Annotated in this window: 18 protein-coding genes; 14 read left to right on the top strand and 4 right to left on the bottom strand. The window is 71.9% G+C overall.

Annotated elements, in window-relative coordinates; translation table 11 throughout:
* Positions 1–198: 198 nt before the first annotated feature.
* Positions 199–384, bottom strand: coding sequence for a 50S ribosomal protein L28 (gene rpmB / locus ACZ6Y1_RS11060; protein ID WP_007266795.1), 186 nt, complete (start codon positions 382–384; stop codon positions 199–201).
* A 240-nt stretch (positions 385–624) separates the two neighbouring features.
* Between rpmB and ACZ6Y1_RS11055 the strand changes: the two genes are divergently transcribed.
* From ACZ6Y1_RS11055 to mutM, 9 genes are all read left to right on the top strand, one after another.
* The gene (locus ACZ6Y1_RS11055; RefSeq protein ID WP_469625989.1) at positions 625–2,271 is read left to right on the top strand and encodes a DAK2 domain-containing protein; all 1,647 of its coding nucleotides are present in this window, start codon (positions 625–627) and stop codon (positions 2,269–2,271) included.
* 16 nt (positions 2,272–2,287) lie between these two features.
* Positions 2,288–5,353, top strand: coding sequence for a helicase-related protein (locus tag ACZ6Y1_RS11050; RefSeq protein WP_469625987.1), 3,066 nt, complete (start codon positions 2,288–2,290; stop codon positions 5,351–5,353).
* 43 nt (positions 5,354–5,396) lie between these two features.
* Positions 5,397–5,975, top strand: coding sequence for a 16S rRNA (guanine(966)-N(2))-methyltransferase RsmD (gene rsmD / locus ACZ6Y1_RS11045; protein ID WP_469625985.1), 579 nt, complete (start codon positions 5,397–5,399; stop codon positions 5,973–5,975).
* Between the two features lie 14 nt (positions 5,976–5,989).
* Entirely contained in the window at positions 5,990–6,469 is a 480-nt protein-coding gene (gene coaD / locus ACZ6Y1_RS11040; protein WP_384745246.1) for a pantetheine-phosphate adenylyltransferase, read from the top strand.
* A 115-nt stretch (positions 6,470–6,584) separates the two neighbouring features.
* Positions 6,585–7,724: an ATP synthase subunit B family protein gene (locus tag ACZ6Y1_RS11035; protein ID WP_469625983.1), complete on the top strand. Its 1,140-nt coding sequence runs from the start codon at positions 6,585–6,587 to the stop codon at positions 7,722–7,724.
* A gap of 69 nt (positions 7,725–7,793) precedes the next feature.
* The gene (locus ACZ6Y1_RS11030) at positions 7,794–8,504 is read left to right on the top strand and encodes a YceD family protein (RefSeq protein WP_469625980.1); all 711 of its coding nucleotides are present in this window, start codon (positions 7,794–7,796) and stop codon (positions 8,502–8,504) included.
* A gap of 2 nt (positions 8,505–8,506) precedes the next feature.
* On the top strand, positions 8,507–8,680 hold the full coding sequence (gene rpmF / locus ACZ6Y1_RS11025; protein ID WP_003965982.1) for a 50S ribosomal protein L32: 174 nt from the start codon (positions 8,507–8,509) through the stop codon (positions 8,678–8,680).
* Positions 8,681–8,699: 19 nt separating this feature from the next.
* On the top strand, positions 8,700–9,527 hold the full coding sequence (rnc, locus tag ACZ6Y1_RS11020) for a ribonuclease III (protein ID WP_469625978.1): 828 nt from the start codon (positions 8,700–8,702) through the stop codon (positions 9,525–9,527).
* Between the two features lie 135 nt (positions 9,528–9,662).
* On the top strand, positions 9,663–10,523 hold the full coding sequence (gene mutM, locus ACZ6Y1_RS11015; protein ID WP_469625976.1) for a bifunctional DNA-formamidopyrimidine glycosylase/DNA-(apurinic or apyrimidinic site) lyase: 861 nt from the start codon (positions 9,663–9,665) through the stop codon (positions 10,521–10,523).
* Here mutM and ACZ6Y1_RS11010 read toward each other — a convergent pair.
* The gene (locus ACZ6Y1_RS11010) at positions 10,496–10,903 is read right to left on the bottom strand and encodes a winged helix-turn-helix transcriptional regulator (protein WP_469625972.1); all 408 of its coding nucleotides are present in this window, start codon (positions 10,901–10,903) and stop codon (positions 10,496–10,498) included. The two genes, mutM and ACZ6Y1_RS11010, sit on opposite strands and share 28 nt — an antisense overlap.
* A gap of 135 nt (positions 10,904–11,038) precedes the next feature.
* Between ACZ6Y1_RS11010 and ACZ6Y1_RS11005 the strand changes: the two genes are divergently transcribed.
* Positions 11,039–11,635, top strand: coding sequence for a flavodoxin family protein (locus tag ACZ6Y1_RS11005; RefSeq protein ID WP_469626591.1), 597 nt, complete (start codon positions 11,039–11,041; stop codon positions 11,633–11,635).
* 35 nt (positions 11,636–11,670) lie between these two features.
* Here the strand turns inward: ACZ6Y1_RS11005 and ACZ6Y1_RS11000 are convergent, their stop codons facing one another.
* Positions 11,671–12,603 (bottom strand): CAP domain-containing protein, encoded by a 933-nt coding sequence (locus tag ACZ6Y1_RS11000; RefSeq protein ID WP_469625970.1) that lies wholly within the window; start codon positions 12,601–12,603, stop codon positions 11,671–11,673.
* 137 nt (positions 12,604–12,740) lie between these two features.
* Here ACZ6Y1_RS11000 and ACZ6Y1_RS10995 point away from each other — a divergent pair, with 137 nt between their 5' ends.
* From ACZ6Y1_RS10995 to ACZ6Y1_RS10980, 4 genes are all read left to right on the top strand, one after another.
* Entirely contained in the window at positions 12,741–13,022 is a 282-nt protein-coding gene (locus ACZ6Y1_RS10995) for an acylphosphatase (protein ID WP_469625969.1), read from the top strand.
* Between the two features lie 348 nt (positions 13,023–13,370).
* A complete protein-coding gene (locus ACZ6Y1_RS10990) occupies positions 13,371–13,589 on the top strand; it encodes a hypothetical protein (protein WP_030708500.1) in 219 nt (72 codons plus the stop codon).
* A gap of 181 nt (positions 13,590–13,770) precedes the next feature.
* A complete protein-coding gene (locus tag ACZ6Y1_RS10985) occupies positions 13,771–17,664 on the top strand; it encodes an AAA family ATPase (RefSeq protein WP_469625966.1) in 3,894 nt (1,297 codons plus the stop codon).
* A 184-nt stretch (positions 17,665–17,848) separates the two neighbouring features.
* Complete coding sequence (locus ACZ6Y1_RS10980) at positions 17,849–19,279, top strand: sugar porter family MFS transporter (RefSeq protein WP_469625965.1); 1,431 nt, start codon at positions 17,849–17,851, stop codon at positions 19,277–19,279.
* A gap of 42 nt (positions 19,280–19,321) precedes the next feature.
* Here the strand turns inward: ACZ6Y1_RS10980 and ACZ6Y1_RS10975 are convergent, their stop codons facing one another.
* Complete coding sequence (locus tag ACZ6Y1_RS10975) at positions 19,322–20,308, bottom strand: LLM class flavin-dependent oxidoreductase (RefSeq protein WP_469625963.1); 987 nt, start codon at positions 20,306–20,308, stop codon at positions 19,322–19,324.
* Positions 20,309–20,331 lie beyond the last annotated feature (23 nt).

Below are 20,331 nucleotides of genomic sequence, written 5' to 3'. Positions count from 1 at the left end.
TACCCCTCCCCCCCCCCCCCTCCTCCCCCCCCCCCCCCCCCCCCCCTCCCTTCCTCCCCCCCCCCCCCCCCCCCCCCCCTCCCCCCCCCCCCCCCCCCCCCCCCCCCCGACGGCCTCAGGACAAGACAAAAGGCCGGTTCACCAGAGGTGAACCGGCCTTTCGTGGCAACCGGTAGGGCTGCGCTACGACGGGAGGCGTCAGCGCGAGACCTTGCCGGCCTTGATGCACGAGGTGCAGGCGTTGAGGCGCTTCGGCGTCCCATTGACCACGGCACGGACGCGCTGGATGTTCGGGTTCCAGCGACGCGAGGTGCGGCGGTGCGAGTGGGAGATGTTGTTGCCGAAGCTCGGCCCCTTGGCGCAAACGTCGCAGTTGGCAGCCACAGGTCACTCCAAAACTTCAGATGCAATTACAGTGAAATCCGGCGCACCGGATCAGAGGTCTGAAGTGGTTTGCCGGAAGAATGGCCCGACTCTCGTCGGGCAACCGGAGCAGCATACAACGACTGCTCCCGTCCAAGAAAACTACCACGGCCGCCGCCGCTCCCGCCCCGCGGTCCCGTCGCCCCGGCAGTCCGGCGTTACCCTGCGGTGAACCCTGGCCCGCACAAGGAGGAACGCCCGGTGCCGCACGAGCCGCAGCCGCAGCACGCCGACGAGCTCGACGCCGAAGCGGTGCGCACCTGGAGTTCGCTGGCCCTGACCGCACTGGGCCGGGCCCGCGAGGACATCGACGCGATCAACGTCTACCCGGTGGCCGACGCGGACACCGGCACCAACCTCTACCTCACCGCCGAATCCGGCGCCCGCGCCGTCGCCGAAGTGACGCGGGACACGGCGCCCGCCTCCCTCGCCCAGGCCGTACGGGCCTACGCGCACGGCGCGCTCATAGGCGCCCGCGGCAACTCCGGGACCATCCTGGCGCAGTTGCTGCGGGGCGTGGCCGACGTGCTGGGCGACGAGCCGGGCGCCCCCGGCGACGACGGCCCGGGCCGGCGGCTGGCCCAGGCGCTGACCCGGGCCGCCGAGGAGGCGTACCACGCTGTCGCGCACCCCGTGGAGGGCACCATGCTCACCGTCGCCGCGGCGGCGGCCCGGGCCGGCGAGGCCGCGGGGGCCGCGGCCGGGACCGCCGCCGACGTGGCCGGGGCCGCCTACGGGGCGGCCCGCGCCGCCCTCGCCGAGACCCCCGGGCAGCTGGCCGCGCTGGGCCGGGCCGGGGTGGTCGACGCGGGGGGCTGCGGACTGGTCGCCGTCCTGGGGGCCCTGTGGCAGGCGCTGTCCGGGCAGGAGCCGGCCCCCGAGGAGTTCCGGGGCCGGACCGTGCCCGTACCGGAGCCGTCCGAGCCCTGCGAGCAGGAGGCCGGGCCCGCCTACGAGGTGGTCTACCTCCTGGAGGCGCCCGACGAGGCGGTGGAGGAGCTGCGCGTACGGCTCGACGGGCTGGGGGATTCGCTGGTGGTGGTCGGCGGCGAGGGACTGTGGAACGTCCACGTCCACGTCGACGACCCCGGCGCGGCCGTCGAGGCCGGAGTCGTGGCCGGCCGCCCCTACCGGATACGGATCACGCACTTCGGCGACGAACGGCGCCGGGCGCGCGGCGAACGCGTCCAGCGGGCCGTGGTCGCCGTGGTCCCGGGCGAGGGCCTGGCCGGGCTGTGCGAGGAGGCAGGCGCGACCACCGTGCTCGCTCGCGCCGGGGAGACCCCGGACGTCAGCGGACTCCTCGAAGCCGTACGGCGCGCGCACGCCCGCGAGGTGGTCCTGCTGCCCGGCAGCGCCGAGCTGCGGGCGGTGGCGTCCGCCGCCGCCGACCGGGCGCGCGCCGAGGGCGTACGGGTCGCGGTGATCCCCACCCGCTCCGCCGTCCAGAGCCTGGCCGCCCTCGCCGTGCACGACGCGGACGGCAGCTTCGACGAGGACGTGGTCGCCATGACGGCGGCCGCCGGTGCCACCCGCTACGGGGAACTGGCCGTCGCCGAACGGCAGTCCTTCACCTCGGCCGGCATCTGCCAGGCCGGCGACGTGCTCGGCCTGATCGACGGGGACGTCGCCGTGATCGGCGGGGGCCTGCCCGAGACCGCCGAGGCCGTCCTGGACCGGATGCTCGGCTCCGGCGGCGAACTCGTCACCCTGGTCCTGGGCCCCGACGTGCCGGACGCCCTCGCAGAGCGCCTGGAGGCGTACGTGCAGCAGGGGCACCTGGCCGTGGACACCGTCACCTACCGGGGCGGGCGCTGGTCGGCGCCGCTGCTCATCGGGGTGGAATAGCCGGCTTGTCAGCGCGATGGTGTGCAATGAACCCGTGCCCGCGCTCGACGAAGACCTCAAGAAGACGCTCGGCCCCGCCACCGCCAAGGTGCTGGCTGAGCAGCTCGGCCTGCACACGGCCCTGGACCTGCTCCACCACTACCCGCGGCGGTACGCCGAGCGCGGCGAGCTGACCTCGCTGGCCGATCTCGCCGACCAGATCGACGAGCACGTCACCGTCGTCGCGCAGGTCGCCGACGCCCGGCTGCTCACCTACCAGGGCAGCCGCGGCGGCGGGAAGCGCCTCGAAGTCACCATCACCGACGGCAACGGCCGCCTCCAGCTCGTGTTCTTCGGCGCCGGGGTCCACAAACCGCACAAGGAACTGCTGCCCGGCAGCCGCGCGATGTTCGCGGGCAAGGTCTCGATGTTCAACCGCAAGCTCCAGCTGGCCCACCCCGCGTACGAGCCGCTCGGCGCGGACGCCTCCGACCGGGACGCGGCCGCCGCCTTCGCGAGCCAGCTCATCCCGATCTACCCGGCCTGCGCCAAACTGGAGTCCTGGAAGATCGCCAAGTGCGTGGACGCCGTACTGCCCAGGGCCCACGAGGTCGTGGACCCGCTGCCGGCCGCCCTGCGCGACGGCCGCGGGCTGGTCCCGCTCACCGAGGCCCTCCTCAAGATCCACCGCCCGGCCTCCAAGGCCGACGTGGAGGACGCCCGCCGACGCCTGAAGTGGGACGAGGCCTTCGTCCTCCAGGTCGCGCTGGCCCGCCGCCGGCACGCCGACGCCCAGCTCCCGGCCGTCCCCCGGCGCCCCGGCCCCGGCGGCCTGCTCGACTCCTTCGACGCCGGACTCCCGTTCACCCTCACCGAGGGCCAGCAGAACGTCTCCAAGGAGATCTTCGACGACCTGGCCACGGAACACCCCATGCACCGCCTCCTCCAGGGCGAGGTCGGATCGGGCAAGGCCCAGCCCCTCGACGCGCTGGTGCTGACGCCTGCGGGCTTCCGGCCCATGGGCGACATCGAGGTCGGGGACGAGGTGGTGGTGCCGAGCGGCGAGATCGCACGCGTCGGGGGCGTCTTCCCTCAGGGGGAACGTGACGTGTGGAGGGTGGTGCTCTCGGACGGGAGCTCGGTCGAGTGCGACGACGAACACCTGTGGATCGTCGGCACCAGCTGCGGATGGGACCGCGGCCAGGAGCCCGAGGTGATGACCACGAGGGAGATCCGATCGGACCTGCACGAGGCCAATGGATCCGCCAAGTGGTACCTGCCGGTAGCCGTCCCCGTGGACCTCGGGAACGGTGACCGCCAACCGCTCGATCCTTACCTGACGGGCGTTCTCATCGGCGACGGCTCGTTCCGGAACAACCTGGGACTGTCCACCGCGGACGGGGAGATCCTGGCCGACGAGTTCGTCCCGGACGTCTACAAGAACGCACCGGTCAAGGACCGTTTGGCGGTCCTGCAAGGGCTCCTGGACACGGACGGGACGCTTGACGCGAACGGAATGAGTATTTCGTTCCGCTCCGCCTCGCTCCGGCTGGCGCAGGACGTGGCCTGGCTCGTGCGCTCCCTCGGCGGACGTGCTCGAGTGCTGCCCGAGAAGGGGGCCTGCAGCGTCTCTGTTGCCCTGCCTGAGGAGTTCGAGCCGTTCCGGCTGCCGCGGAAGGCGGATCGTGTGCGGCCGAGGCCGAAGTGCAGCACCTTCCGGCGCGGCATCCGGAAGGTCGAGCACGTCGGCGCCAAGCCGGTCCAGTGCATCAGCGTCGAGCACCCGAGCCGTGCCTATGTGACGGACAACTTCACCGTCACGCACAACACGATGGTCGCGCTGCGGGCCATGCTCGCCGTCGTGGACTGCGGGGGACAGGCCGCCATGCTCGCGCCCACCGAGGTGCTCGCCCAGCAGCACCACCGCTCCATCACCGAGATGATGGGCGAGCTGGCCGAGGGAGGGATGCTGGGCGGCTCGGACCAGGGGACCAAGGTGGTGCTGCTCACCGGGTCCATGGGGATGCCCGCACGGCGGCAGGCGCTGCTCGACCTGGTCACCGGCGAGGCCGGGATCGTGATCGGCACGCACGCGCTGATCGAGGACAAGGTGCAGTTCCACGACCTCGGGCTGGTCGTCGTCGACGAACAGCACCGCTTCGGCGTGGAACAGCGCGACGCCCTGCGGTCCAAGGGGAAGCAGCCGCCGCACCTGCTCGTCATGACCGCGACCCCGATCCCGCGCACCGTCGCGATGACCGTCTTCGGCGATCTGGAGACCTCCGTCCTCGACCAGCTGCCCGCCGGCCGTTCCCCGATCGCCACGCACGTGGTCCCCGCCAAGGACAAGCCGCACTTCCTCGCCCGGGCCTGGGAACGGGTCCGCGAGGAGGTGGAGAAGGGCCACCAGGCGTATGTGGTCTGCCCCCGCATCGGAGACGAGGAGGAGCCGAAGAAGAAGGGCTCCGCGCAGGACGACGCCGAGAGGCGGCCGCCGCTCGCCGTCCTGGACATCGCCGAGCAGCTCGGGCGCGGCCCGCTCGCCGGGCTGTCGGTGGAAGTGCTCCACGGCCGGATGGACCCGGCCGACAAGGACGACGTGATGCGCCGGTTCGCCGCCGGCGAGGTCAAGGTGCTGGTCGCCACGACCGTGATCGAGGTCGGGGTGAACGTCCCGAACTCCACCGTCATGGTGATCATGGACGCGGACCGCTTCGGTGTCTCCCAGCTCCACCAGTTGCGCGGCCGCGTCGGCCGCGGCTCCGCGCCGGGGCTGTGCCTGCTGGTCAGCGAGATGCACGAGGCGAGCCCCGCCCGCGCCCGGCTGGCCGCCGTCGCCGCCACCCTGGACGGCTTCGAACTCTCCCGGATCGACCTGGAGCAGCGCCGCGAGGGCGACGTGCTGGGCCAGGCCCAGTCCGGTGTGCGTTCCTCGCTGCGGGTGCTGTCCGTCATCGAGGACGAGGAGGTCATCGCCCAGGCCCGCGAGGAGGCCGGCCGCGTGGTCGCCGCCGATCCGGAGCTGGAGCGGCTGCCCGGGCTGCGCACCGCGCTGGGCGCACTGCTCGACACCGAGCGGGAGCAGTACCTGGAGAAGGGCTGACAATGGGGGTGCCCGTTGTCCCCGAAGATCGAAGGACCCCCAGATGACCCGCGTGATCGCCGGCAGCGCCGGCGGGCGACGGCTGACCGTGCCCCCCGGCACCGGCACCCGGCCGACCTCGGACCGGATGCGCGAAGGGCTCTTCTCCACCTGGGAGTCGCTGCACGGCGTCGAAGGGGCCCGGGTGCTCGACCTGTACGGCGGCTCAGGCGCCGTCGGCCTGGAGGCCCTCTCGCGCGGCGCGGCCCACGCCCTGCTGGTCGAGGCCGACGCCAAGGCCGCCAAGGCGATCCGGGACAACATCAGGGCGCTGGGCCTGCCCGGTGCCGAATTCCGGGCGGGCAAGGCCGAACAGCTCATCGCGGGAGCCGCGCCCGCAGACCCGTACGACATCGTCTTCCTGGACCCGCCGTACGCCGTGGACCACACGGAACTGCGGGAGATCCTCCTCACACTCCGGTCCAATGGCTGGATCACGGACGATGCGCTCGTCACCGTGGAGCGCAGCACGAGGAGCGGCGCCTTCCCGTGGCCCGAGGGCTTCGAGCCGCTGCGGTCCCGGAAGTACGGCGAGGGCACCCTTTGGTACGGTCGCGCCGCCTTCACCAGCGAAGACTCATGAACGAGGGAGCTCAGTTGCGCCGCGCCGTCTGTCCCGGGTCCTTCGACCCCATCACCAACGGACACCTCGACATCATCGGACGCGCCTCCAGGCTCTACGACGTCGTCCACGTCGCCGTGATGATCAACCAGTCGAAGAAGGGCCTGTTCACCGTCGAGGAGCGGATCGAGCTGATCCGCGAGGCGGTGGCCGACTACGGCAACGTCGAGGTCGAGTCCTTCCACGGGCTGCTCGTCGACTTCTGCAAGCAGCGGGACATTCCGGCCATCGTCAAGGGGCTGCGCGCCGTCAGCGACTTCGACTACGAGCTCCAGATGGCCCAGATGAACATGGGTCTCTCCGGCGTCGAGACGCTGTTCGTGCCGACCAACCCCACCTACAGCTTCCTGTCCTCCTCGCTGGTCAAGGAGGTCGCGGCCTGGGGCGGCGACGTGGCCCACCTGCTGCCCGCGCACGTGCACGCGGCGCTCATGGAGCGGCTGCGCGACCGCTGATCCGGCGAGCCGCCGCCTGACGGGGCGTCAGGCGGTGTCGGACCCGCGCCCGCTGGCCTTACAGTCGTGCCGTCCGTCTCAGGAACCGCCCGAGGCCGAGAGAGTGCGAGCCCCCATGGACGTGCAGAAGAAGCTCGACGAGATCGTCGCGGCCGTCGGCGGCGCCCGGTCCATGCCCATGTCGGCCTCGTGCGTGATCAACCGCGCCGAGCTGCTCGACCGGCTCGAAGAGGTGCGCCAGGCCCTCCCCGGCTCGCTCGCCCAGGCCCAGGAACTCATCGGCGGCCGGGAGCAGATGGTCGAGGAGGCCCGCCGGGAGGCGGAGCGGATCATCGAGTCGGCCCACAACCAGCGCGGCTCGCTGATCTCCGACACCGAGATCGCGCGGCGCTCCCAGGCCGAGGCGGACCGGATCCTGGAGGAGGCCCGCCGGGAGGCCGAGGAGATCCGCGCCGAGGCGGACGACTACGTCGACAGCAAGCTCGCCAACTTCGAGGTCGTGCTGACCAAGACCATCGGCTCGGTGGACCGGGGCCGGGAGAAGCTGCTGGGCCGCGGCCCCGGCCTCGACGAGCACGGCTACGCCGACGCCGAGGCGCCCGAGCGCAGCCACGACCCCGAGACGCAGCGGCAGCAGGCGGACGCGTACGTGGACACCAAGCTGGCGACCTTCGAGGCGGTGCTGTCCGCGACGCTGGAGGCCGTGGGCCGCGGCCGCCAGAAGCTGCTGGGGCGGGTGCCCACGGACGACCTGGGGGCCCACATGGCCGCCCAGGAGGCCGCGGGCGGGCAGGCCTCCCGCTCGGCGAGCGACGCGGACTTCCTGGCCGGCCTGGCCGAGCCGGCAGCCCCGGCGGCCCCCCAGATCCCCGCGCAGGCGGAACCCGTGTACGACATGTACTCCGGCCAGGGCGCGGACGCGGCCGGGGCGGCGTACGCGGGCTCGTACGCCGGGCAGCAGGACGCGTACCCCGGTGCAAGCACCGGCTCCACCGGAGCGGCTTACACCGCGGCCTACGTGGACCCCTACACGGGCACCGACGGCGCGGGCGTGGCCTACGAGACGTCCTACGACGGCCGGCAGCCGGACCCGTACGCCGGCTACCACCAGGGACAGCCCGACCCGTACGCGGCCTACGGGCAGCCGCAGTCCCAGCCGCAGGCCGCCCAGCAGCCCGCGCTCGACGAGACCAGCTTCTTCGACACGGGCATGATCAACCTGGACCAGCTGCGCCAGTACGAGCAGGGGCGCTAGCCCCGGATTGGGCTCAGAGCGAAGCGGCGGGTATCCTGGCTGTTCGGTCGCGCGTATGCACCGCGATCCATGCTGCCCTCAAGTGGCGGAAATCTTGATCTTCAGCGATCTGTGAAAGCAGGAACGGCCCTGAACACCCGCCTCGACCACCGCAACCCCCTCGTGTTCGACACGCACGAGCTGGGTCGGCGTCCTGGTGCCATGCAGCGGCTGTCCCGTGAGATCGAGGCGCCGGCGGACTTCGGTCTCGCCGGGGTCATCGGAGTGCCGGAAGGCGCCCCGGTCAAGATCAGTCTCCGTCTCGAGTCGGTCATGGAAGGGGTGCTTGTCACAGGCACCGCTCGTGCATCGGCCGTAGGTGAGTGCGTAAGGTGTCTGGAGTCCGTGGAGCGCGAGCTCAAGGCGGACTTCCAGGAGATGTTCTCGTACCCTGACGCCGACGACCGGGGCCGCCCCAAGGCGGAGCCGGCCGACGACGCCGAGGACGACGAGGACACGCTCTACCTTGAGGACGGCTTGTTCGACCTCGAACCCGTGCTGCGGGATGTGGTGGTGCTCGCACTGCCCATGCAGCCGGTGTGCCGGGAGGACTGTCTCGGACTGTGCCCCGACTGCGGGCTCAGCCTGAACGAGGACCCGGACCACCACCATGACGCCGTCGACATCCGTTGGGCGGCTTTGCAAGGACTCGTCGTGACCGATCAGGACGGCGAGAAGGACAACATGAGCGGCACTGCCTCTGACGGAGTTCAGGGCGCCGCCGAGAAGCAGGAGAAGTAGCCGTGGCTGTTCCGAAGCGGAAGATGTCGCGCAGCAACACGCGCCACCGCCGGTCGCAGTGGAAGGCTGCGGTCCCCACCCTGGTTTCGTGTGAGCGTTGCCAGGAGCCGAAGCTCCAGCACATTGCGTGCCCGAGCTGCGGCACCTACAACAAGCGCCAGGTCCTCGAGGTCTGAGCGGCTGGTGAGAGGCGCAATGTCTGAGCTGTCCAACGCTGAGAAGCAGGCAGACAGTAACAACGCGGCCTCGTCCCACACGCTTCTGGAAGGGCGGCTCGGGTATCGACTCGAGTCCGCCCTTCTGGTGCGTGCGCTGACCCACCGTTCGTACGCGTACGAGAACGGCGGTCTGCCCACCAACGAACGCCTGGAGTTCCTCGGGGACTCCGTGCTGGGCCTGGTGGTCACGGACACGCTGTACACGACCCACCCCGATCTCCCTGAGGGCCAGCTGGCCAAGCTCCGGGCCGCGGTGGTCAACTCGCGTGCACTTGCGGAGGTCGGACGCGGCCTCGAACTCGGCTCCTTCATCCGGCTCGGCCGGGGCGAAGAGGGCACGGGAGGCCGGGACAAGGCCTCCATCCTCGCCGACACCCTTGAAGCGGTGATCGGCGCGGTCTATCTCGACAAGGGTCTCGACGCGGCCTCGGAGCTGGTGCACCGGCTCTTCGACCCGCTCATCGAGAAGTCCTCGAACCTCGGCGCCGGCCTGGACTGGAAGACCAGCCTCCAGGAGCTCACGGCCGCCGAAGGTCTTGGCGTACCGGAATACCTGGTCACGGAGACCGGCCCGGACCACGAGAAGACCTTCACCGCTGCCGCCCGCGTCGGTGGTGTCTCGTACGGCACCGGCACCGGCCGCAGCAAGAAGGAAGCGGAACAGCAGGCGGCGGAGTCCGCGTGGCGCGGGATCCGTGCCGCGGCGGACGAGCGGATCGCGGCCGAGGCCGCTGCCGCGGCCGCTCCGGCCGAGGCCGCGGACGGCGGGGCGCCGAAGCCCGCCGAACCGGCGCCGGGCGTCTGACCCTTCCTTCGCCTTCGGGCTGCCCCGCCCCGTCACCTGCGCAGCAGGCGGCGGGGCGGACCTGTTTCCGGCGTCCGCCCCGGGGGTCGGTAGGCTCGCGGAAGAGAGACCGATCCGATCCTCCGGAGGAACACCGTGCCCGAGCTGCCCGAGGTCGAAGTCGTGCGGCGGGGCCTGGAGCGCTGGGTGGCCGGGCGGACCGTGGAGGCCGTCGAGGTCCTGCACCCGAGGGCCGTACGGCGCCACGCGGGTGGCGGGGCCGACTTCGCGGCTCGGCTGCGCGGGGAGACGATCGGCGTGCCCCAGCGGCGCGGGAAGTACCTGTGGCTGCCGCTGGAGGGCGGGCACCAGTCCGTGCTGGGCCACCTCGGGATGAGCGGGCAGCTGCTCGTGCAGCCGCAGGACGCCCCCGACGAGAAGCACCTGCGGATCAGGGTGCGGTTCGAGGACGGCCTCGGGACGGAGCTGCGCTTCGTCGACCAGCGGACCTTCGGCGGACTCTCGCTGCACGAGAACACGCCCGACGGACTGCCCGACGTCATCGCGCACATCGCCCGGGACCCCCTGGACCCGCTGTTCGACGAGGGTGCCTACCATCTCGCGCTGCGCGCCAGGCGGACCACCGTCAAGCGGGCGCTGCTGGACCAGTCGCTGATCAGCGGGGTCGGCAACATCTACGCCGACGAGGCGCTGTGGCGCGCCAAACTGCACTACGAGCGCCCCACCGCCAATCTGACGCGTCCCCGGAGCGCGGAACTCCTCGGCCACGTCCGGGACGTCATGAACGCCGCCCTCGCCGTGGGCGGCACCAGCTTCGACAGCCTCTACGTCAACGTCAACGGTGAGTCGGGCTACTTCGACCGCTCGCTCGACGCCTACGGGCGCGAGGACGAGCCCTGCCGCCGCTGCGGCACGCCCATGCGGCGCCGGCCGTGGATGAACCGGTCGAGCTATTTCTGCCCGCGCTGTCAGCGGCCGCCGCGCGTCTCGTCGTAGGACTGCCGGGCGGACAGCACCTGCGTCATGTTCCCCTCCAGGAAGTGGATGAGGGAGAGCAGCCGGTCCGCGACCTCGACGCCGAGGGGTGTCAGCTCGTAGTCCACGCGGGGCGGGTTGGTCGGCTGCGCCTCGCGGTGGACGACGCCGTCGCGCTCCAGCGCGTGCAGCGTCTGGGAGAGCATCTTCTCGCTCACCCCCTCCACCCGTCGGCGCAGCTCGTTGAAGCGGCACGGGCCCTCGCGCAGGGCGCCGAGGGTCAGGCTGCCCCAGCGGCCGGTGACGTGTTCCAGGGTCTCGCGGGAGGGGCAGGCGCGCGCGAAGACGTCGAACGGTGGTCCGGCCGCGGCGGCCTCGGTACAGACGGCTGGTGTCTCCATGAGCAAAGCGTACTCCTCTGCAGCGCTAACCGACGGGTTGCGCTTTCCAAAAGTTAGTGCTTTGCTTCTTCTCGTCGCACCGCACCTCGTGGAGCGACGAGAACGCTTTCCGAGGGAGAGATCACCTTGTCCGGTATCACGCACGCACCCGTCGTCTCGATCGCCTACCACTCGGGTTACGGCCACACCGCGGTCGTGGCCGAGGCCGTGCGCAGCGGCGCCGCCGAGGCCGGGGCCACCGTCCACCTGATCAAGGTGGACGAGATCGACGACGCCCAGTGGGAGCTGCTCGACGCGTCCGACGCGATCGTCTTCGGCTCGCCGACCTACATGGGCACCGCCTCCGGCGCGTTCCACGTCTTCGCCGAGGCGACCTCGAAGCGCTGGTTCGGCGACGCCTGGCAGGACAAGGTGGCCGCGGGCTTCACCAACTCCGCGTCCAAGAGCGGCGACAAGCTGCACACCCTGCAGTTCTTCCAGATCCTCGCCGCGCAGCACGGCATGAGCTGGGTCAACCTGGGCCTGAAGCCGGGCTGGAACTCCAGCACCGCCTCGGAGAACGACCTGAACCGTCTCGGCGTCTTCGCCGGTGCCGCCGCGCAGACCAACTCGGACGAGGGTCCGGAGGGCGTGCACAAGGCCGACATCGCCACCGCGGAGCACCTCGGCCGTCGCGTCGCCGAGCACGCCCGCGTCGTGGTGGCGGGTCGCGCGGCGCTCGCCGCGCTCTGACCGGCCGGGACTGACGGGTCCGGCCGGTCACGGCACTAGAAGCCGAAGTCCTGGGTCCACCAGGGGCCGCCGGCGGCGAAGTACGCGCCGACACCCAGGGTGCGGAACTCGCAGTTCAGGATGTTCGCCCGGTGGCCGGGGCTGTTCATCCAGGCCTTCATCACGGACTCGGCGTCGCCCTGGCCGCGGGCTATGTTCTCGCCGCCGAGGCCCCCGATGCCCGCCTTGGCGGCGCGGTCCCAGGGGCTGAGCCCGTCGGGGTCCGTGTGGTCGAAGAAGGCGCGGGCGGCCATGTCCTTGCTGAAGGCCTCCGCGAGCGTCGCCAGCGGCGGGTTGGCCCGCACCGGTCCGCATCCCGCCATGGCGCGCTCCTGGTTCACCAGGAGCAGTACGGCGGCCTCCTCGGCGGAGTGCCCGTCCGTCGGGGTGGCCGGCGCCGGGGCGGCGGTCTTCTCCGGTGCGGCGGTCTTCTCCGGAGCCTTGGTGGCCGGCGCGGCCTCGGGCTCGGGCTTGGCGGCGGGTTCGGCCGCGGGCTTCGCGGCCGGCTTCGCCGCGGGCTCGGCGGAAGGCGCGGCGCTCGGTGCGGCGCTGGGTGTGGCGCTCGGCGAGGGGGACGCGGAAGGGCTCGGGCTCGCGGAGGCCGAGGGCGGGACCGGGGCCGAGTGGCTCACGGCGGGGGAGGGGATCTGGGTCTGCGGAGCCCGGCCGGGCAGATGGGCGAGCCCGCCCAGCGGCTGGACCTCTCGGTCGGGGCTCGGCGAGGCCTTCGCCTCCGCCTTCTTCCCGCCCGCGTCCCCCGCGGGGCTGACCCCCACGTACGGGAAGGATCCGCCGACCGGCACCATGCCGGTGCTGACGGCGGCCGTGCCGAGGGCCACCGCCACCGCCACACCCAGCAGACCGGAGCGCAGTGCGGTGCGGCGCGCGCCACCGGGGCGCGGTGCGGCGGGGAGAGCGTGGCGTCCCATCGGCGTCGTGCCTTCCTTGTAAGATCATGATCGGTGTTTGCTCGCCCGAACGGGTGAGCTCATTGGTGCGCGACTGTACGCCATGGGACAAGGGGGGCGATGTGCTCCAAAATCGTTTGCCCGGTTAGCGTTCACGCATGAATGAAGATGTCCGCCTGACCGCCTGGGTGCGCGGCCGTGTACAGGGAGTGGGCTTCCGCTGGTTCACCAGGGAGAACGCTCTGGGGATCGGCGGGCTCGTCGGCTTCGCGCTCAACCTCGACGACGGGCGAGTGCAGGTGGTGGCCGAGGGTCAACGTGAGAATTGCCACCGGCTCCTCGACTGGCTGCGCTCCTGCGACACGCCCGGGCAGGTGGACGGAGTGACAGAGATCTGGGGCACACCGCGCGGTGGCTACGACGGATTCGCGATCCGTTGACCGATCGACTGATCATGTACTGATCACACCCGTGAAGCGACCGCATACGGTCGGAACTGCGCGTTCCTCGCCGAAACGTTGCCCGCGCCCCCGATCCGTGGAAGGCTCGGAGACGAGGATGATCTCCGAGCCCCTTGCGCGGGCCGGGCTGCCCGCCGATACGGGGCGTGATCGTGTTGACCGTCAAACTTTTTGGTGAGACGCTGGAAGCCCCGCGCACCTGAGCTGTTTGGCAGGTTGGCAGTGACAAGCGCAGTGACTGTCAGTCGCAGTCGGACATCCGCGGGTGCGATTCCCTCACGACCCACACCGCTTCGGTCGGTCACTCAGTGTGGAGGACCATCCATCATGGCAAAGGCGCTTCTCGGTTACGTCGGCGGTTCCGACCCGCGACTCCTCGCCGAGATGCGACGGCTTCAGCAGCGCGTCCAGGACCTCGAGTCCGAGCTCGTACGGATTCAGTCCGAGAACGACGCGCTGAACGCGGCCGCCGCCCAGCACGACGGAGATTCGCTGCTGGACCGCATCGACATCGACGTACCCCAGGCGGAGCCTGCGCTCACCTGATCCGCGCTACTCGTCGCTCGACTTCGAGCCCGGCATGATCTGCAAGGGACGCTCCGGCGTCCCTTCTTTCTTTCAGGACCGCGCCGCGAGGCGTCGGACCGGGCCCGGCCATTCCTTTGACGCCAGTTGCGCCCCGCACCTTCATGGGTGAAACAGAACGCGAAGGGTAGAGTCCGGCGGCGTGCACCTCAAGTCCCTGACCCTGCGTGGCTTCAAATCCTTTGCTTCCGCCACGACCCTGCGCTTCGAACCCGGCATCACGTGTGTCGTGGGTCCGAACGGCTCGGGCAAGTCCAATGTGGTGGACGCGCTGTCCTGGGTCATGGGCGAACAAGGCGCCAAGTCCCTGCGCGGCGGGAAGATGGAAGACGTCATCTTCGCCGGCACCACCGGACGGCCGCCCCTCGGGCGCGCCGAGGTGTCGTTGACGATCGACAACTCCGACGGCGCGCTGCCCATCGACTACGCCGAAGTCACCATCACCCGGATCATGTTCCGCGGCGGCAGCAGCGAGTACCAGATCAACGGTGACACCTGCCGCCTGCTCGACATCCAGGAACTGCTCTCCGACTCCGGCATCGGCCGCGAGATGCACGTCATCGTCGGCCAGGGCCAGCTGGACTCCGTCCTGCACGCCGACCCCATGGGACGCCGCGCCTTCATCGAGGAGGCGGCCGGAGTCCTCAAGCACCGCAAGCGCAAGGAGAAGGCGCTGCGGAAGCTGGACGCGATGCAGGCCAATCTCGCGCGCGTGCAGGACCTCGGGGACGAGCTGCGGCGGCAGCTCAAGCCCCTGGGACGGCAGGCGGCCGTGGCCCGGCGGGCGGCCGTGATCCAGGCCGACCTGCGCGACGCCCGGCTGCGGCTGCTCGCCGACGACCTGGTCACGCTGCGGCGGGCGCTCGACGAGGAGCTCGCGGACGAGGCGGCCCTCAAGGAGCGCAAGGAGGCCGCCGAGGCGCAGCTCGCGGACGCGCTGCGCCGGGAGGCGGAACTGGAGGCGGCGGTACGCGAGCTGGCCCCGCGGCTCCAGCGGGCCCAGCAGACCTGGTACGAGCTGTCCCAACTGGCCGAGCGGGTGCGGGGGACCGCGTCCCTGGCCGACGCGCGGGTCAAGAGCGCGACGGCTCCGGCCGAGGAGGAGCGGCGCGGCCGCGACCCGGAGGACATGCGGCGGGAGGCCGGGCGGATCCGCGAGCAGGAGGCTGAACTCACGGCCGCCCTGGAGGCGGCCTCGCGTGCGCTGGAGGACACCGCCGAGCACCGCGGCGAGCTGGAGCGGGCGCTCGCCGAGGAGGAACGACGGCTGCGGGACGCGGCCCGGGCCATCGCGGACCGGCGCGAGGGGCTGGCCCGGCTGACGGGCCGGCTCGGCGCCGCGCGCTCCCGGGCGGGGGCGGCGCAGGCCGAGATCGACCGGCTGGTTGCGGCGCGCGACGAGGCCGAGCGCCGGGCGGGTGCCGCGCAGGCGGAGTACGAGGCGCTGGCGGAGGAGGTCGGCGGGCTCGACGAACCCTCGCTGGACGCCGAGCACGAGGCGGCCCGGGCGGAACTGACGGCCGCGGAGGCGGGACTGTCCGCGGCACGGGACGCCCTGTCCGAGGCGGAGCGTTCGCGGGCGGCGGTGTCGGCGCGGCGGGACGCGCTGGCGCTGGGGCTGCGCCGCAAGGACGGCACGGGCGCGCTGCTCGCGGCGCGCCAGCGGCTGGCGGGAGTCCTGGGCCCGGTCGCCGAGCGGCTCTCCGTGGTCCCTGGGTACGAAGCCGCGGTGGCTGCCGCGCTGGGTTCGGCCGCGGACGCGCTGGCGGTGGCGTCGCCGGGGGCGGCGGCCGATGCCATCCGGCACCTCCGCGACACGGACGCGGGCCGCGCGACCCTCCTGATCACCCCACCACCCGTTGTCCCGGGGCAGGGCGGCTCCCCGATGGCTGCCGCCGCCCCGGCAGCCTCCCCGGGCGGGCCGGGCTCCTCGACGGCGACCGGCCCGACCGCCCTTCCGGGGCAGGGCCCGGGTCCCGACCAGCCGTTGGGCGGGGGTGCGGGGGAAGGCTCTTTCCCCCACCCCGCCCCTTCCCGTAACCGGGCTCTGCCCGGACCCGCTCCTCAAACGCCGGCGGGGCTGGGGCATCAGCACCCGGCTGTGCCCGGGGCCGCGGACGAAGTGGCCGTGCACCGTCCAGCCCCTCCGGCGTTTGAGGAGCGGGGTCCGGGGCGGAGCCCCGGCGGCGCAGCCGCCTCCCCGGCGGTGCCGACCGGCGTGCCGGTCCTCGGCGAAGCCGTGCCCGCCGCCCAGCTGATCCGCGGGGACGCCGAAGTGCGCGGCGCCGTCGGGTGGGTGCTGCGGGACCACGTCGTCGTCGGCACGCTCGACGACGCCGAGGCGTACGTCGTACGGAACCCGGGCGCCGTGGCCGTGACCGCGGACGGGGACGTCCTCGGCGCGCACCTCGCCCACGGCGGCTCCTCGGCCGCGCCCAGCCTGATCGAGGTGCAGGCCGCCGTCGACGAGGCCGCCCAGGAGCTGGCCCGGCTGGACCAGCGCTGCAGCGAACTCGCGGAGGCCCGCGAGTCCGCCCAGGCACGGCGCCGGGCCACGGCCGCGCTCGTGGAGGAGCTCGCCCAGCGGCGGCGGGCCGCCGAACAGGCCCGCGCCGGGGTCGCGCAGCAGCTCGGACGGCTCGCCGGACAGGCCAAGGGGGCGGCCGGCGAAGCCGAACGCGCCGTCACCGCCGCGGCGAAGGCGCAGGACGCGCTGGAGCAGGCGCTGGCCGAGGTGGAGGAATGCGCCGAGCGGCTGGCGACGGCCGAGGAGATCCCCGTGGAGGAGGAGCCGGACTCCTCCCGGCGCGACCGGCTGGCCGCCGACGGGGCCAACGCACGCCAGACCGAGATGGAGGCCCGGCTCCAGCTCAGGACCCACGAGGAGCGGGTCAAGGGGCTGGCCGGACGGGCCGACTCGCTCGACCGCGCCGCCAGGGCCGAGGAGGAGGCCCGGGCGCGCGCCGAGCGCCGCCGCGCGCGCATGGCGTACGAGGCACGGGTGGCCCGGGCCGTCGCCGACGGCTCCCGGCAGCTGCTCGCCCACGTGGAGGTGTCGCTGCGCCGGGCCGAGGAGGAACGCGCCGCGGCCGAGCACGCCAAGGGCCTGCGCGAGCGGGAGCTGGCCGGTGCCCGCGACCACGGCCGCGACCTCAAGGGCGAGCTCGACAAGCTCACCGACTCCGTGCACCGCGGCGAGGTGCTCGGCGCCGAGAAGCGGCTGCGCATCGAGGCGCTGGAGGGCAGGGCGCTGGAGGAGTTCGGCATCGAGACCGCCGGACTCGTCGCCGAGTACGGGCCGGACCAGCCGGTGCCCCCGTCCCCGCCCGCTGACGGCGAGGAGCTGCCGGAGGATCCCGAACACCCCCGCAACCGGCCCGGCCCCTTCGTACGGGCGCAGCAGGAGAAGCGGCTCAAGGCCGCCGAGCGCGCCTACCAGCAGCTCGGCAAGGTCAACCCGCTGGCCCTGGAGGAGTTCGCCGCCCTGGAGGAGCGGCACCAGTTCCTCAGCACCCAGCTGGAGGACCTGCGCAAGACCCGGGCCGACCTCCTTCAAGTGGTGAAGGAGGTGGACGCGCGGGTCGAGCAGGTCTTCACCGAGGCGTACCACGACACCGCGCGGGAGTTCGAAGGAGTGTTCTCGCGGCTGTTCCCCGGCGGCGAGGGCCGGCTGGTCCTCACGGATCCCGACAACATGCTCGCCACCGGCGTCGACGTCGAGGCCCGTCCGCCGGGCAAGAAGGTCAAGCGGCTGTCGCTGCTCTCGGGTGGCGAGCGCTCGCTGACGGCCGTGGCGCTGCTGGTGTCCATCTTCAAGGCGCGGCCCAGCCCGTTCTACGTGATGGACGAGGTGGAGGCCGCCCTGGACGACACCAACCTGCAGCGGCTGATCCGCATCATGGAGGAGCTCCAGGAGAGCTCGCAGCTGATCGTGATCACCCATCAGAAGCGGACGATGGAGGTCGCCGACGCGCTCTACGGCGTCTCGATGCAGGGCGACGGGGTCTCGAAGGTCATCAGCCAGCGCCTCCGCTGAGAGCCATTCTGTTCAAGAAATGAATCACACTCCGCAGGTATCCCGGACGCGTGCACCAAGGCCCGGGTATTGACTTCAGAAATTGAACACATAAGCTCGCTCCGCTGTCTCCCGCCTTCGGGTGGTGCTCGATCTTGAACTGTGCACCACTAGGAGAACGGACAAAACCCCCACGGAGCACACCTTGACCAGCACAGCGCAGGAACCGGCGTCGGGCGGATCGGCCACGCCGCGGCCCGAGCACCTCGGCCGCGTCATCTTCATCGCCGCCGCCGCGGCCATGGGCGGTTTCCTCTTCGGCTACGACAGCTCCGTCATCAACGGCGCCGTCGTCGCCATCCGGGAACGCTTCGACGTCGGCTCCGAGGCGCTCGCCCAGGTGATCGCCGCCGCGCTGATCGGCTGCGCCCTCGGCGCCGCCACGGCCGGCCGTATCGCCGACCGGATCGGCCGAATCCGCTGCATGCAGATCGCCGCCGTCCTCTTCACCGCGAGCGCGATCGGCTCGGCCCTTCCGTTCGCCCTCTGGGACCTCGCCATGTGGCGCGTGATCGGCGGCTTCGGCATCGGCATGGCCTCCGTCATCGGGCCCGCCTACATCGCCGAGGTGTCCCCGCCCGCCTACCGCGGCCGGCTCGCCTCCTTCCAGCAGGCCGCCATCGTCATCGGCATCGCCGTCTCCCAGCTCGTCAACTGGGGCATCCTCAACCTCGCCGACGGGGACCAGCGCGGAGACATCGCCGGCCTGGAGGCCTGGCAGTGGATGCTCGGGGTGATGGTCGTCCCGGCCGTCGTCTACGGACTGCTGTCCTTCGTCATCCCCGAATCCCCGCGCTACCTCGTCTCCGTCGGCCGCAACGCCGAGGCCAGGAAGGTGCTCGCCGAGGTGGAGGGCAAGCGCGTCGACCTCGACGGACGCATCGCCGAGATCGAGCACGCCATGCGGTCCGAGCAGAAGTCCACCTTCAAGGACCTGCTCGGCGGCCGGTTCGGATTCCTGCCCATCGTCTGGGTCGGCATCGGCCTGTCCGTCTTCCAGCAGCTCGTCGGCATCAACGTGATCTTCTACTACAGCTCCCTGTTGTGGCAGTCCGTCGGCATCGACCCGAGCGACTCCTTCCTGTACTCCTTCGAGACCTCCGTGGTGAACATCGTCGGTACGGTCATCGCGATGGCGCTCGTGGACCGGCTCGGCCGCAAGCCCCTGGCCCTCATCGGCTCGGCCGGCATGGCGATCTCGCTGGGCCTGGCGGCCTGGGCGTTCTCGTTCAAGTCCGGTACCGGCGACGACATCTCCCTGCCGCACGCGCAGGGCATCGTGGCGCTGGTCGCGGCCAACTGCTTCGTCCTCTTCTTCGCCCTCTCCTGGGGCGTGGTGGTCTGGGTGCTCCTCGGCGAGATGTTCCCGGGCCACATCCGGGCCGCGGCCCTCGGCGTCGCGGCGGCCGCCCAGTGGATCGCCAACTGGGCCATCACGGTCTCGTTCCCGACGCTCTCGGACTGGAACCTGTCCGGCGCCTACATGATCTACACCGGCTTCGCCCTGCTCTCGATCCCCTTCATCCTCAAATGGGTGCCGGAGACCAAGGGCAAGGCGCTGGAGGAGATGGGGTAACCAACCCCCGCCAACGCCCCTTCTCCTCGATACTGCCCCGGCTCAGTCCTTGAGCCGGGGCAGTACCTGTTCGCACAGCAGGTGCAGGCTGCGCCAGCCCTCGTCGACCGGCATCCCGCCGCACAGCGGGTGCAGCACCAGGTTTCCCGCCTCGCCGGCCGCCCGGGCGTACGAGACCGCCTCGTCCGGGGTGAGGATCCGGTACACGCCCTCCGCACGAAGCTCGGCCACCGAGCGCGCGCCAGACCGTACGGCGCTGCGGATGTCCTTGGACTGCCAGGAGGCGTACGTGCCCGCCTCGTGCAGGAAGCGCTCGCCGTGCTCGGCCCAGACCCGGTCGGGGTCCTCCGCGATGTGCAGCAGCGGGGTCTCGGCGGCGGGCATCATGCAGAAGCCCTCCGTGCCGTACTCGGCGAGCTTCGCGTTGTAGTACGCCCCCAGCTCCGGCAGGTGGGCGCTGGGGAAGAACGGCAGCCCCAGCCGGGCCGCGCGCCGCGCCGCCGCCTCGGAACTCCCGCCGACCAGCAGCATCGGATGCGGCTGGGTGAAGGGCCTCGGGGTGACCCGGACCGTGCGGCCGCGGAACTCGAACGGCTCGCCGGTCCACGCCTTCAGCAGGGTCTCCAGCAGCTCGTCCTGGAGCTTCCCGCGCCGGCCCCACTCCACGCCGTGCTGCTCGTACTCCTCGGGCCGGTAGCCGATCCCCGCGACGGTGACCAGGCGGCCGCCGCTCAGCAGGTCCAGCACGGCGATGTCCTCGGCCACCTTCAGCGGGTCGTACAGCGGCCCGATGATCGCCGAGACGGTGACGGCGATCCGGCGGGTGGCGCCGAACACCGCGCCCGCGAAGGCGAAGGGGGAGGGCAGCCAGTTGTTGCCGGTGCCATGGTGTTCCTCGGTCTGGATGGTGTCGATCCCGAGGTCGTCGGCGTACCGGGCCATCTCCAGCGCCGCCTTGTAGCGGGCGGAGAGGGACTCCGGGGTGCCGTTCGGGTCGACGAGGTTGAACCGGGCCACGGTGATGGGCATGGAGTGGTCCCCCTTCGCCGGGT

This window comes from Streptomyces sp. NPDC053432 (assembly GCF_055585365.1).
Note: the sequence above shows the minus strand (reverse complement) of the source record. Positions and strands in the feature narration are given on the sequence as shown.